Genomic DNA, 14,674 nt, shown 5'->3' on the forward strand with positions numbered 1-14,674 from the left:
AATGTTGCTTAAACGTAATGTAGAATTAGGACTGTTTATTGTTCGTGTATTAACAGGTGTTATCTTTTTATTGCATGGATTTTCTAAATTTCAAGGTGGTATTGGCGGTACAATGGGATTTTTCCAAAGTATAGGGTTACCTGGAGCTTTGGCTCCTGTTGTAGCGATTATTGAGATTCTAGGTGGACTACTGTTAATTCTGGGTCTACTAACACGTATGGCAGGTGTTGCTTTAACCGTAATTATGGTTGGCGTATTGCTTACAGCCAAAGCGGGACAGCCATTTATGATGGGTACCGAATTTGATTATTTGTTGTTATTCACCTCCCTTCAATTAGCATTTACAGGTAGTCTATTATTATCTGTGGATAGTCTTCTTTTCAAAAATAAATACAATAGCCGACTAGCTGAAAACTAAGTAACGCACAATATATTTGTGCGAAACCAAAGATAAATCAAACAAAAACCGACAAATATCATAACGATATTGTCGGTTTTTTGTTTTTTACCTAAAAAACTAACATCGTTTAGGCGATATATACAGTACCAGCAAATTGTAGATGATTAACATCAGGCATCAGAATCATCTGTATTCATTTATAGAAAGAGTGGGGTTCATGAAAAAAAGAAAAAAGTTGGCTAAATTACCTGCTTTTCGATGGTCTATTCGTAATCAATTAATTTTAGCTTTCGCTTTAATTTTATTGGGTCCAAGCTTAGTCATTGGTATCAGTATGTACAACAAAGCCAAAGTCGAAGCACAAGACAATCTAAATGCTAGTGCGACACAAAGTGTAGAAATGGCTAATTTATTTATCAGCAATGCGATTCAGGCGAAGTATAACGATGTGGAGTACTTATCAGGTATTTTTGATAAATCGCTTCTAGCTGAAAGTTCTAGCTCTCTTCTTAATCCCAAGTTAACTCAGTATTTAGGGCTTCATCCAGAAGCAACAGATATCTTTGTGGGTACTGAAGATGGAAGAATTATTCATGGAGCAACCAAAGAAAATAAAGCGGGCGATGATCCTCGAAAAAATGATTGGTATCAGTTGGCAGAAGCTTCTCCAGACAAATCTATTATTACTTCTGTGAAGCTCAATGCAGATAATCTGCCTGTTGTGCTGATTGCTCATCGTTTAAAAGATCAATCAGGTGTAGTCGGTATTACATTAAATTTGCAAAATGTTTCTAAATTAGTGGATATTGATGTAGGTACAGCAGGTTATGTGATTATTTTGGATGCCGAGAAAAAATATATTGTGACACGTAGTGGTGTACCCGGTGATCCCGCAACTGGTGAATATTTAGAAAAAATGTATGCTCAGGATACCGGTACGATTAACTATATATTTGAAAATAAACCGAAAAAAATGGTCTTTCTTACTAACAAAGATACCAACTGGAAAATTGCAGGTACGATGTACACCACTGAAATTGATGCAGCGGTCGAACCGATTCGTAATCAAGCATTCCTGATTATTATTATTGCAATTGTGATTGCAGCGATCATTGTGGCGTTCTGTATCAATATGATTATGAAGCCATTGCTTGCTTTGCGCAAAACCACCCATCAAATTAGTGAAGGTGATCTGACTATCCAAATAGATGATCGCAAAAACAATGAGATTGGTGATTTGGCGCATGACTTTGCGATTATGGTGAGCAGTCTGCGTGAAATGATCGAAAAAGTCAGAGATACAACAGATAATGTATCCGCAGCTTCGGAAGAACTTGCAGCAGGTGCAGAAGAAACCAGTCGCTCTGTAGAACATGTAACGATGGCGATTCAAGAAGTGTCTACAGGCAGTGAAAGACAAGTAGCGGGCGTACAGATCGGAGCAGATGCTATTCATCGTATGTCAGAACGTGTATCTGAAATTTCTGGTCATGTGGCAGAAGTGAGCCAAAGTATGACTGATGCGGCAACGGCTTCAGCTAAAGGAAATGAATCGGTTATTAATGTAACGCAACAAATTTTTGAAATTCAATTAACCGTCGATCGTTTGGCTGAAATTATCACCAGTCTCAATACTCAATCCAGTGAAATTGGTGGTATTGTTGATCTTATCCGTAATATTGCCAAGCAGACTAATTTGTTAGCGTTGAATGCTTCGATTGAAGCTGCTAGAGCAGGGGAACATGGTAAAGGGTTCGCTGTAGTTGCTGACGAAGTTCGCAAGCTTGCTTCCGAATCAGGAGAATCCGCAGAACGGATCGGTAGTCTGATTACAGGCATGCAAGGTATTGTTGCACAATCGATCGAAGTTATGGATCAGGCCAAAGAAAATGTAACTGGTGGGATTCTAGCAGTTGATACGTCTGGACGCTCATTCTCCAAAATTAATCGTGCGATCAAAGCCGTTTCTCGCAAAATGAATGATGTAACCGGAACAACAGATCATTTGAACAGTGATGCGAATGCGGTTGTAGAATCGATTGAAGATATCGCTAGTATTTCAGAAGAAGCAGCAAGCAATACAGAGACGATCTCAGCAGCAGCAGAAGAACAACTGGCTTCAATGCAAGAAGTATCCAGTGCGGCTACCGATTTAACGCGTCTAGCAGAACAGTTACAACAATTGGTTTCTCGTTTTAAAGTATAACTATTGCGATGAACATGTTTCAATACTATAGCCGTTGTCTCATATTAAGTGACAACGGCTAGTTCTTATTTTACATTTTACATTATATTCGTAAGTTTGTTACAATAATTCAGTGATGATATAAACCAATGAACAGCAGATCATTTACTCAGGGAGGAATAGATATGTTTACACGATACCCGGCAGAAGAACGTTTTAGTTTTGATCGAGGTTGGCTACAAGGAAGTCATAGCTTTTCATTTAGTGAATATCAAGATCCGAATAATGTAAGCTTTGGTCCTCTTCGTGTATTTAACGATGATGTGATTGCACCTTCACGTGGATTCGGTGCGCATCCGCATAGTGATATGGAGATTGTATCGATTATTTTGGAAGGACAATTGCGCCATGAAGATAATATAGGGAATGTAGCTGTAAGTTCTTTTGGCGGTGTTCAGCGGATGTCTGCGGGTACTGGTGTTGTTCATACAGAGCATAATGCTTCAGATGAGACGCATTGTAATCTATTGCAGTTATGGTTTGAGCCAGAAGCACGTGGTCTTAAGCCTTCGTATATGAGTTCATCGTATAATCCAGCTTCGTTAAATGGTCAATTGTTACCGATCGTAAGTCGTCAGGGTGGCGAGAATCAAGCGACGATTCATCAAGACATGACCATCTATCTCAGTCGTCTGGAAAAAGGGCAAGAGATTCCATTCGTTCAGCATCCAGATCGCCGTACGTATGTATTTGTGATTCAAGGCAGTCTGACGATGAATCAAGAACATTTGTTATCCAAGCGAGATGCTGTGCGGATCGAACAAGAAACTCATTTACAGATGACAGCAGAAGAACCTGTCTTTTTCTTGCTGATCGACTTGCCTTAGGAGGAATATAGCTGATGAAAGAAACCGTAATGGTCAAGCATGCAGTGACAGGTCGAGAATTGTTAAATAATAATAAGCACACGTTCACTTATGAATTAAGCGATCTGCCAGCAGGTGGTTTCCGTATGACGCTTATGAATGTGCCTGAAGAGATTGTGCAAGATATTCTTACTTTGCAAAATGAGCTAAATCTATTCCGCTTTGAACTACCTGAAGATGCTCCACAGATCAAGCACTGGTACTATGTCAAAGAACAAGGTGTGCAGTATCAAGCAGACCAACACCAATTAATTATCGAAGCCGCATCAGAAATTGTTTATCTACCTTCAGAGTATTTAGAATAATATAAAATATAACCTGATTTTGGAATGATTCTTATAACCTCATTGTGCTATGCTCTGTATAGTTACTTTGAGGTTTTTTTGGTATGTATATTCAGTCTCAATGGGTTTATCCTAATCATTTGTACCCCGGGGAGGAAACAGCATGAACATCACTAAAGGACAAAAAGTTGATATTACTAAAGGACGCCAATTATCTAGTATCGCAATCGGACTTAATTGGACAACTGCTCAAGCTAATTTGGATATTAATGCTTCTGCTTTTCTACTTAATTCAGCAGGAGTCTGTACGCAAGATGAAGATATGATCTTCTATAATCAACAAAGTAGCCGTCAACATGCGGTCACTCATTCCGATCAAAGTCCGCCAGATCGTGAAATGATTCAAATTACTCCGAGTCTAGTTCCTTCGAATATCTCCAAAATTGCCATCACATTAACAATTCATGAAGAAGGCGATCATCATCAGTCCTTTCAACATGTACAACAAGTGAACTGTCGTATTTACGATCCAGTGACCAACGAAGAATTGATCACGTTTGCTTTTGGCGAAGGATTAAGTAGTGAAACAGCGATTGTGGTAGGCGAAGTATATGTACATAACGGCGAATGGAAATTTAATGCGATCAGTAGTGGGTTTAACGGTGGATTATCAGCATTGGTACAGAATTTTGGGCTATCTGTAGACGATGATGTATCTACACCTGATCCTATTCCAGAAGTGACTCCACCAGTTACGGTTGCTCCTGTGTCACTCATGAAGATTGAACTGAAAAAGAAAGAAAGCATTAATATCCAAAAGTCGCCGACGATTACAGCTACATTAGAATGGGAAACCAAAAAAGATCTGGATCTATATTGCTTTTATGTCACCCAAGCCAATCAGGTAGGCAAAGTATATTATCGTAATCTAGGCTCGACTCATGAAACGCCGTACATCACCCTTGATGGAGATGCGTTAACACATGGCAAAGAAACAATTCAGATTCATCGACCGGATGCTTTGAAATATGTGTTATTTGCAGCCTATAGCGCTGTAAGCAATGGCACAGGTAGCTTCAAATCAATGAAAGTTCGTGCAGTTGTAGATAATAATCAAGGGCAAGTCATCACCTCTCCACTCCATGAAAAGAATAATTATGCGTATTGGGTAGCGATTGCTCATATTGATTTTACCGCTAATGATGCAACCAGTATTAGTCATGTAGAACAATATTCCGGTCGAGGGGTAGAAGCAAGCCCGTGGCTATATGAAGATGGCACATTCAAAATGGATGCAGGTCCAGAAGAATTTAAAGATAATGAAGATTATAAATAATAGTATCCAGATCATTGATCTATAAAAAATACTATCTTTAGACAGAATCGGAGCTGACCTATGAATATTCTTATCACTGGAGCCGCTGGCAAGATTGGCAGTGAACTGACCGCTTATTTACAAGATAAATTCCAACTGCGTCTGGCGGATCTGCATACCGATCGATTACAGACGTATGAGCATACCAAGCACGAGATCATCACTCTCAACGTTGCTGATCCAGAAGCTTGCCAGCAAGCCTGCAAAGGAATCGATACCGTCATTCACTTAGCAGGTGATCCTTTGCCAGATTCAGGATTCTATGAATCTTTATTAGATAACAATATCAAAGGTACATTTAATATCTTCCGTGCCGCCAAAGATCAAGGGGTACAGCGGGTCATTCTAGCAAGTAGCGCACAGACGATCGAAGGCTATCCGATTGATGCGCAGATTTATCCTGACACACCCACAAGACCACGTAATCTGTATGGCGTGAGCAAATGTTTTGGCGAATCATTAGCATCATATTTTGCGTATACCGAGGGATTGCAGAGTATTGCAATTCGTATCGGAGCTTATGATGATTTTAAGGAAGAAGGGCCGACACTTGAAGCGCGTGATATGAGTGCATATCTCAGCCCGGCAGATATGTGTGATCTATTTTATAAATCTATTATAGCTACGGATCTTGAACCGTTTACGATTCTGCATGGGATTTCAGATAATCGATTTAAGCGTCTCAATTTAGAAGATACGAAAAAGAAAGTAGGCTATACGCCTAAATCGGATGCTTTTGCTCTTAGTCACATTTCGCTATACGACAGTCCAAGATAAATAGCTACTTTTTCTACCCATCATCGCTAATAGACTTCTATCTTCTCATATCTTATATGAATAAAATTTGAAATAAAGCTTATCTATTTGTCGAATTGTTGCAAGAAAAGGGTAATGGAACATAGAGAGCGGAATTTTCGGTCAACACTCTATGTAAAGGAGATTACTTGTCTTATGAAATTACAACCGGATCGCAAAACTTACATCAAACAAGCTATTTTAATTGGGGATTATCATCAAGATGCACCTTATCATCCACTGGAACCGATTGAAAAAGAGATTCGTAAGCTGATGCCTGAAGGCTGGGAATTACATGTAACCGATGACTATGATATGTTTACAGCGGAACGTCTAGAAGCTTATGACCTGTGCATTTCGTATACCGATTCTTTTGACAAAAAGATGAGTGACAAGCATACTGCCGGCATTATTTCATATATTGTCAATGGAGGCGGATTGCTGATTATTCATGCAGGGGTATCCATGCAAGAACAGCGTCACGAAATAAAGTTACTTATGGGAGCTGTTTATCGTGGACATACCGATTACCAGCCACTGGATATGAGCGTATCGTCACCAAGTCACCCGATTATGCAGGGAATTTTTTCTTTTTCGATGGAAGAAGAACCTTATGAATTTTCATTGTTATCTGCGGCAGAGCGTACAATATTAATGGAATATAATTTGGAAGGTACCACATGGCCAGCCGCATGGTGTTCTAATTACGGATTAGGACGGGTTGTGTATCTTATGCCAGGACATCATGCAGCTTCGTTCGACTATCCCGAGTATCGCAAAATCGTAGTGCAAAGTATGTTTTGGGTCGCAGGTCTGGACAATGAAAAATAGTAGAAATGATGTACAGATACGTAGAGGATATAGATCGCTTTGGGAATCATCTTGCATGTACAGAAATTAGGCATATCTGCTTTTAGACGTTATACTTATAATAGATCGACAAGACATGGGCATGTTGCCATGAGTCGGTAATGAACAAGTAACCGGACTATGGCAATGTGCAGGGCTTCTGTTAGGTAAAAGGATACTTAGCATAGATAGATGGAAGTATACAACAGGAGGAATGAAAATGAGCGATTTATTCAAACGAGCAGTATCTTTAGGGCTGGGACTTACCATTGTCAGCAAAGAAAAAGTAGAAAAAACAGTAGAAGATTTGGTGAAACGTGGAGAATTGGCTCCTTCTGAATCTCGTGCATTAGTGAACAAGTTAATGGATCGTGGAGAAGAAGAACAGAACCAAGTGAAAACATGGATTCGTGGACAAGTTCAGAAAGTGCTGACTGAACTGGAAGTACCGTCCAAAGAAACAACAGAACAATTGAATGAGCGGATTACGGTTCTAGAGAAGCGTGTTGCCGAACTGGAATCACCGCAACAACCGGAATAAGATGGCTCTTCATATCCGGCATGCCGGAAGGTACAGAGAAATAGCCATGGCGCTCATGCGTCATGGCTTTGGTTATATGGTCGAGGAATTAGGGCTACACCAGATGCTAGCGATTCCGCTTCGACTGGCACGTCGTGAAGTACACGGTATTCGTACGCTAGGAGAACGTATCCGTCTGGTGCTTGAAGAATTAGGTCCCACCTTTGTAAAGCTAGGGCAATTAGCCAGTACACGTTCTGATCTATTGCCTGAAAATATTGTTAAAGAATTAACCAAGTTACAAGAACAAGTCCCTCCATTTCCTGCAACAGAAGCACGTAAGATTATCGAGCTAGAATTGGGATTGCCGATCGAAGAAGTCTTTGAGTCGTTTGAAGATGTACCTGTAGCTGCTGCTTCTATTGGACAGGTGCATTTAGGCACTTTACATTCAGGAGAAAAAGTAGCGATCAAAGTACAGCGTCCCGGCGTATCACGAGTCGTTAATCGAGATTTGGAGATTTTGCGTGATCTGACAGGATTGATCAAAAAGCATATGGAATGGGCTTCACAATATCAACTGGAAGAAATCGTTGAAGAATTTGCCAAGTCGATGCGTGAAGAATTGGATTACAGTGTCGAAGGACGTAATATGGAGCGTATCGCTAGTCAGTTTGAACGGGATCGCAATATCCATATTCCGGTCACGTACTGGAATTATACGTCTGCTCGTGTATTGACGATGGAATATATCGATGGGATTGCTTTGGGTAAGCGAGAAGAGATTTTAGAGCAAGGATTAGACTTGGGAAATGTGGCGCAACATCTGGTCGATTCGATGTTGCAACAGATTTTTATCGATGGTTTTTTCCATGCCGATCCGCATCCGGGGAATCTACTCGCTTTGCGTGATGGACGGATTGCTTTTCTTGATTTTGGACTGATGGGGCGACTTAGCAGTGAAATGAAAGGTCATCTGACCGCATTAATTATTGCTTTGCTACGTAAAAATACAGACAGTATGATTCGTGCGGTGATGCGACTCGGTTTTGTACCGGAAGATGTGAATATGTCTGCACTACGTAGCGATTTTGAACGTATGCGAGAGCAGTATTATGATGTTCCTTTTTCCCGTATTAATCTAGGTAGTGCATTAAATGAAATGTTTGATGTGGTACGCCGTTATCGAATCGGAATTCCACCAGATTTGACGTTGTTGGGTAAATCACTGATTACACTGGAAGGTGTAATTGAGCGGTTAGATCCATCGCTCAGTATTTTGAGTATGGCGGAGCCTTTTGGACGCAAACTTTTGCGAGAAAAATATGCACCTAACAAAGTTCGCCAACGTATCACTGACGGGGCATTACATGCAGTAGAAATGTTAACCGATCTGCCAAGACAAGCTTCTGAATTATCTCGCATGATCCGTACAGGTAAGATGAGGATAGAAGTGAGTGTACCTGAAGTCAAAGATATGATGCAAAAAATGGATCAGATCAGTAATCGACTGGCATTCAGTATTGTTTTGCTGGCTTTTAGTATTATTATGGTCGGTCTTATCGTCGGTTCATCGTTACGAGACCAGACACCGATTTTATGGGGTTTCCCAGTCGTTGAGATTGGTTTTGTGATTGCTACACTGATGGTTATATGGCTATTCTATGCTATTTTCAAATCAGGTCGATTTTAGCAAAAAGAACGACTCTTTTTATTAAAGAGTCGTTCTTTTTGCGTTTTATTCTTTTTTTATTTTTAGCTTATTAATAGAAGATAAAGAGAAATACTAACGATAACGATGAATAGCGATGATTTTTGCGCTTACATAGACGAAAAAAGATGTAGGTTTTATAGAGAAAATTTTGTATAATAAAAATCTATCTGTACCTACGGCTCCTGTTTTCCCGCGAGAGGAAAGCAATCTATGTATTACATTTAATATCATAATGAATACTGTCTTCGATATTCGTTCGGAAAGTTTGTTAACGTCCGGACAGATTCGTTATGTGCCAAACAAGGAAAGAGGATGATCATGAATCTACAACAACAATGGTTTGGTAATATCCGTGGAGATCTTCTTGCCGGTATTACTGTAGCCTTGGCTCTTATTCCCGAAGCGATCGGATTCTCGATTATAGCTGGTGTTGATCCGATGGTCGGATTGTACGCTTCAATCTGTATTGCCATAGTAATCTCTATTGCAGGTGGACGCAGTGGGATGATCTCAGCGGCTACAGGTGCCATGGCGGTACTGGTCGTTGATCTGGTACATGACCATGGGGTTGAATATTTATTCGCAGCCACGATATTAGCAGGTATTTTTCAAGTCTTACTCGGTTGGTTCAAGATCGGGCGCTTTATTACGTTTATCCCGCAATCGGTGATGACGGGGTTTGTAAATGCACTGGCAATCGTTATTTTTATGGCGCAATTGCCACAATTTGTCGGATCGAACTGGATCATGTATGCGATGGTAGTAGGAACGCTTGCGATCGTATATATTTTGCCACGATTTACCAAAGCTGTGCCAGCACCACTCGTAGCGATTATTGTGATGTCGTTATTGACGTATTTCCTACATCTAGATGTGCGAACGGTAGGGGATATGGGGCAATTGTCTAACCAACCGCCGGTGTTCCATTTACCCATGATCGATATATCGCTAGATATGTTGTTAATCATTTTACCGTATTCGATTTCACTTGCTTTTGTCGGTCTGCTTGAGTCGTTATTGACGGCAACCATATTAGATGAAATGACAGATAGCAAAAGTGATAAAAATCGTGAAGCTCGTGGACAAGGGATTGCCAACATCGTAAATGGATTTTTCGGTGGGATGGCAGGATGTGCAATGATCGGGCAATCGGTAATTAATATTAAATCAGGCGGACGTGGACGTTTGTCTACATTAACTGCCGGTGTGTTTTTATTATTCTTATTATTAGTCCTTGGTAATATTGTACGTGAAGTACCAATGGGTGCTCTTGTAGGTGTGATGGTGATGGTATCCATCGGTACATTTAGCTGGCGTTCTCTGGTAACGATCCATAAGATTCCTTTATCTGAAGCGATTATTATGGTGACAGTGGTAGCAATTGTGGTAGCTACGGACAACCTTTCAATCGGTGTAGGCGTAGGTGTTGTCATGAGTGCCTTACTATTTGGATGGAAAATGTCTCGTATCCATATCACTTCAACGATGCAATCAGGCAATATCACTTCTAATCCTGATCTATTGAACAAAGTGGATCATGATCATCGTTCTTCTATAGAACCTATCGAAACGGTACAAGAACAACGTGAACAGGTGAAAGTCTATGAAGTGAGTGGCCCGATGTTTTTTGGGACAATGAGTTATTTTGTAGATCAATTTGCACCGTTAGATGATCCAGAGCAGATTGTGATCGACTTTGCTCGTTCGCATATTTGGGATCATTCGGCTGTAATCGGGATTACCAAAGTCAAAGAAAAGTATAAAGCTATGAATAAAGAAGTGCATATTCGGGGCTTAAATGAAGAAAGTCGTCTCTTACTTGAAAAATTAGGAACGACTGCATTGTCTTCAGGACATTGACGTAACTAGAAATAAGCGGTATATTGACGCTAGAGCAGTTTATCCAAAATGGCATACTACGGACTTTTAAATGACGTTATAGATGTAAGCATCGGTATCTACCGGTGCTTCTTTTTACGAGAGCATTTTTTGAAATGCTGCTGAATATAGATCACAAGAATGGGTGAATAGAGTTGAAAAATTTTAATGAGTTCGGCATCTCGCCGAATGTCGTAGAGCTAATGGCTTCCAATGGAATCACACAGCCTACCGAAGTACAGCAGATGTCGATTCCGGGATTGCTTAAAGGCGGAGACGCTATCGTTCAAGCCAAAACAGGTACAGGTAAAACGTTAGCATTTTTGCTACCGATTTTTGAAAAGTTAAACTTGAATGCAGTCGGTGCACCTCAAGCGCTTATCATAGCACCAACCCGTGAGTTGGCTCTACAGATTGCTACAGAAGCGAACAAATTAGCTGCGGCTTATGAAGGTGTACGTATTCTTGCGGCTTATGGTGGACAAGATGTAGAACGTCAGTTGCGTAAGCTTGAAGGTGGATGTCACCTTGTTGTCGGTACGCCAGGTCGTTTGCTTGACCATATGGGTAGAGGCACACTGGATCTAACAAAGATTCGTACATTGGTACTCGATGAAGCGGATCAAATGCTACACATGGGATTTTTACCTGATGTTGAAAAAATGATCAATGCCACTTCTCCAGCACGTCAAACGATGTTATTTTCGGCAACGATTCCTGATGGTATTCGTCGTCTGTCTGCGCAATATATGCGTACACCGAAAGATATTCGTGTTGGTCCTGCTGAAAGTGTTCCGTTGAAATTGATTCGTCAATTAGTAGTAGAATGTACACCTCGTGGTAAACTTTCTGCATTACGTGAATATTTGGAACAAGAAAAACCTTATCTAGCTGTGATTTTCTGTCGTACCAAAAAGCGGGCAGCAGAACTGAATCAACAGCTTAAAGAACTGGGTTATTCTTCGGATGAACTTCATGGCGACTTGTCTCAAAATAAACGTGAGCAAGTAATGCGTGCTTTCCGTGAAGCGAAATTGCAATTATTGGTTGCTACCGATGTAGCCGCTCGTGGTATCGATGTTGAAGGGATTACCCATGTATTCAACTATGATATTCCTCAAGACGCTGAATATTATATTCACCGTATCGGACGTACAGGTCGTGCAGGCGAAACCGGTAAAGCAATCACATTTGTAACTCCTCATGATCGTGACGAATTGCAAGCGATCGAACAAGGAACTTCGCAGAAATTAGAGCGTCAGATTGCTCGTACTTCGATCGAATCCGATGATTCTGGTGAATTGTTGTCGAACGTAGAAGCCAAAGCAGGCAGACGAGCTACTCATAAATCTCGTGATCAAGATCGTAAAAAAGATGGCAAACGTGGAGATGCACGTCGTGGTGCTTACCGTGAAGAATCTTCTGGCGGACGCTCGGGTGGTCGCGGAAAACCTTCTTCGACTTCAGAGCGTGATCGTTTTGCAAGTAGAGGCGGTACAGGTAAGCGTGGAGAACGTAAAGAATCTACACCTTCTGTACGTACAACTGCTCGTCCGGAAGCTAAAGAAGCAAGTGCTCGTAGCGAACGTCCAGAACGCAGTTATGGTCGTAAGGATCAAGCTCGCTCAGGTAGCGGTTCTGCTCCAAGACCAACACGTCGCACAGACGATGCTCCTTCTTTCCGTAGAGACGCTTCCAAAGGTCGTACGATTTCGTCAGGTGATTCAGATCGTACACGTGAATACGGTGGAGCTGGAAGTAACAGCAACGCTGGTGGTCGCCGTAGCGAAGGCACAGGTAGTGCTCGTGGAGAACGTACCTATGGCGGTAAAAACAACAGCAGTTCCGGTGGACGCAACAACCGTCCGTCTTCGGGTAAACCATCTAGTGGTGGTCGTCCTTCTTCTTCCGGTCGTCCGTCAGATAACGCACGTCGTGGTGGAAAACGTTAATAACTATATTTTATCCCCTTTGAATCTAAAGGGGATTTTTTATGAGAAGGCTTAGGACATATGTCCTTTATCTATTATGTAGAGATCGTTTTTAATAGAAAGAACAAGAAATGTCTAAAAGATAAGGAGAACACGCAGCGATGAAAGGGATTTTGTTTGCTTTATTAGGTGGGGCTTGTATCACGTTACAAGGGGTAGCGAATACAAGGATTAGTCAAGATATCGGCACATGGCAAGCAGCCACTATTACTCAATTAACCGGATTTATTATAGCGGCATTAATCTGGGTATTTGTACGAGACGGTAAGCTTGGAGATTTTAAAAAGGTGAAGCCGTTATATCTAGCAGGTGGCGGATTTGCAGCGATTATTATTTTTACCGAAGTAACAGCCATTCAACAGATCGGGGTCACGCTTACGATCTCAGCATTATTGATTGCTCAATTATGTTTAACTTTTATTATTGATATCAATGGTTGGTTTGGCGTAGTGAAGCAGAAGATGAAAATGCCACAATTTATAGGGCTTGCGATGATGATTGCAGGTGTGATTATTTTGAAATTCTAATCCAAAAGGTGAATCCATGACGATACATGATATTCAGGATCAAGCGCAGGTTGAGTATTATTGGAAATTGCATGATTTGGGTGCCCATTTTCCTCAAATCTTATTCCCATACCTAACCGTTTTCCATTTGGAACAAGGCGATATTTTGTGTACGCAAGGTGATGATATTGAACATCTGGATATATTGGTTCACGGAAAGATCAAAATTTATACCACGTCTCAAGAAGGTAAAACATTGATTCTTTGCTTCAAAACACCGCTTGAATTTATAGGTGACGTGGAATATATCAATGGCAATGATAAAGTGATTAATACTGTTGAAGCTGTATCATCGGTACATTTTCTACGTATTCATCGCAAATGGTTAGTTCAGTATGGCAGTGATCATGTCCCTTTACTGCAATTTTTGCTACAGATGATGACTCGTAAATTTTATAGCAGTTCTAATTATTCACGTTTCAATCTGATGTATCCGGTAGAGATTCGCTTAGCCAGTTATATGTTATCTGTAGCGTGTGATGAAGATCCGGCAGATTGTTATGAAGAATTGCGTATATCCAGTCTAGTTGATGTAGCCAACCTGATCGGCACCAGTTATCGGCATTTGAACCGTGTCATTCAGAAGTTAGGTAGTGATGGTCTGGTGAAGCGAACATCAGAGTATTTGGTTATTCAGAATCGGGCAGGCTTAGAAGCATTAGCAGGACATAATATTTATGAATAATAGAGAGACGTTAGGAGAGGACATATGATTTTATTCGGTATACTTTTGGCGGCTATAGCAGGCGCTTTTGTCAGTATGCAGACGGTGTTTAACAACAAAGTCAATGAGCAGACCGGTTCTTGGACAACGACCATGTTGGTATTGTTTATGGGATTTGTTGCATCGCTGCTAGCCAGTCTTATTTTTGAAGGGAAAAATACATTTACACTTCAGCATGTACAGTTGTGGTACTGGTTCAGTGGAATGATCGGAGTAGGTGTTGTCTTCTGTCTGGTACAAGGAATGAGACGATTAGGTCCAACATATGCAATCTCAATCGTACTGACAGCACAACTCGGTACAGCCTTATTGTGGGATTCACTGGGCTGGTTAGGCTTAGAAAAGATTCCGTTTACGCCAGCTAAATTGATTGGTGTGCTTGTCATTATTGGCGGTATACTGGTATTCAAATTCGGTGGACGTAAAGAAACAAAGTCAGAATCACCAGTGGCTGAATAGTTCGTACA

14 protein-coding genes are annotated in these 14,674 nt (G+C 40.9%); all 14 read left to right on the plus strand.

Features of this window, described 5'->3' with window-relative positions; all coding sequences use genetic code 11:
• Window position 1: 1 nt before the first annotated feature.
• The 14 genes from PTI45_RS11575 (at window position 2) to PTI45_RS11640 (ending at window position 14,666) form a co-directional block, all read left to right on the plus strand.
• Complete coding sequence (locus PTI45_RS11575) at window positions 2-418, plus strand: DoxX family protein (RefSeq protein ID WP_069327737.1); 417 nt, start codon at window positions 2-4, stop codon at window positions 416-418.
• Between the two features lie 199 nt (window positions 419-617).
• Window positions 618-2,606: a methyl-accepting chemotaxis protein gene (locus tag PTI45_RS11580; RefSeq protein ID WP_069327738.1), complete on the plus strand. Its 1,989-nt coding sequence runs from the start codon at window positions 618-620 to the stop codon at window positions 2,604-2,606.
• Between the two features lie 164 nt (window positions 2,607-2,770).
• Window positions 2,771-3,472 (plus strand): pirin family protein, encoded by a 702-nt coding sequence (locus tag PTI45_RS11585; RefSeq protein ID WP_069327739.1) that lies wholly within the window; start codon window positions 2,771-2,773, stop codon window positions 3,470-3,472.
• Window positions 3,473-3,486: 14 nt separating this feature from the next.
• Window positions 3,487-3,816, plus strand: a complete 330-nt coding sequence (locus PTI45_RS11590; RefSeq protein WP_069327740.1) for a hypothetical protein — start codon at window positions 3,487-3,489, stop codon at window positions 3,814-3,816.
• A 142-nt stretch (window positions 3,817-3,958) separates the two neighbouring features.
• Window positions 3,959-5,131 carry a TerD family protein gene (locus PTI45_RS11595; protein ID WP_069327741.1) on the plus strand — a complete coding sequence of 391 codons (1,173 nt, stop codon included), beginning with the start codon at window positions 3,959-3,961 and terminating at the stop codon, window positions 5,129-5,131.
• Window positions 5,132-5,191: 60 nt separating this feature from the next.
• On the plus strand, window positions 5,192-5,947 hold the full coding sequence (locus PTI45_RS11600) for an NAD-dependent epimerase/dehydratase family protein (protein WP_069327742.1): 756 nt from the start codon (window positions 5,192-5,194) through the stop codon (window positions 5,945-5,947).
• 174 nt (window positions 5,948-6,121) lie between these two features.
• Window positions 6,122-6,796, plus strand: coding sequence for a ThuA domain-containing protein (locus PTI45_RS11605; RefSeq protein WP_069327743.1), 675 nt, complete (start codon window positions 6,122-6,124; stop codon window positions 6,794-6,796).
• A gap of 238 nt (window positions 6,797-7,034) precedes the next feature.
• Complete coding sequence (locus PTI45_RS11610) at window positions 7,035-7,355, plus strand: phasin family protein (protein ID WP_069327744.1); 321 nt, start codon at window positions 7,035-7,037, stop codon at window positions 7,353-7,355.
• Window position 7,356: 1 nt separating this feature from the next.
• Window positions 7,357-9,027, plus strand: a complete 1,671-nt coding sequence (locus tag PTI45_RS11615) for an ABC1 kinase family protein (RefSeq protein WP_069327745.1) — start codon at window positions 7,357-7,359, stop codon at window positions 9,025-9,027.
• 339 nt (window positions 9,028-9,366) lie between these two features.
• A complete protein-coding gene (locus tag PTI45_RS11620) occupies window positions 9,367-10,908 on the plus strand; it encodes a SulP family inorganic anion transporter (protein ID WP_069327746.1) in 1,542 nt (513 codons plus the stop codon).
• A 173-nt stretch (window positions 10,909-11,081) separates the two neighbouring features.
• Window positions 11,082-12,878 carry a DEAD/DEAH box helicase gene (locus PTI45_RS11625; RefSeq protein ID WP_069327747.1) on the plus strand — a complete coding sequence of 599 codons (1,797 nt, stop codon included), beginning with the start codon at window positions 11,082-11,084 and terminating at the stop codon, window positions 12,876-12,878.
• 140 nt (window positions 12,879-13,018) lie between these two features.
• The gene (locus PTI45_RS11630) at window positions 13,019-13,444 is read left to right on the plus strand and encodes a DMT family transporter (protein WP_069327748.1); all 426 of its coding nucleotides are present in this window, start codon (window positions 13,019-13,021) and stop codon (window positions 13,442-13,444) included.
• Between the two features lie 22 nt (window positions 13,445-13,466).
• Window positions 13,467-14,168, plus strand: coding sequence for a Crp/Fnr family transcriptional regulator (locus PTI45_RS11635; RefSeq protein ID WP_069327785.1), 702 nt, complete (start codon window positions 13,467-13,469; stop codon window positions 14,166-14,168).
• Window positions 14,169-14,195: 27 nt separating this feature from the next.
• Window positions 14,196-14,666 carry a DMT family transporter gene (locus tag PTI45_RS11640; RefSeq protein WP_069327786.1) on the plus strand — a complete coding sequence of 157 codons (471 nt, stop codon included), beginning with the start codon at window positions 14,196-14,198 and terminating at the stop codon, window positions 14,664-14,666.
• The last annotated feature ends 8 nt before the right edge of the window (window positions 14,667-14,674 follow it).

Source organism: Paenibacillus nuruki, from assembly GCF_001721045.1.
GTDB classification, from domain to species: domain Bacteria; phylum Bacillota; class Bacilli; order Paenibacillales; family Paenibacillaceae; genus Saccharibacillus; species Saccharibacillus nuruki.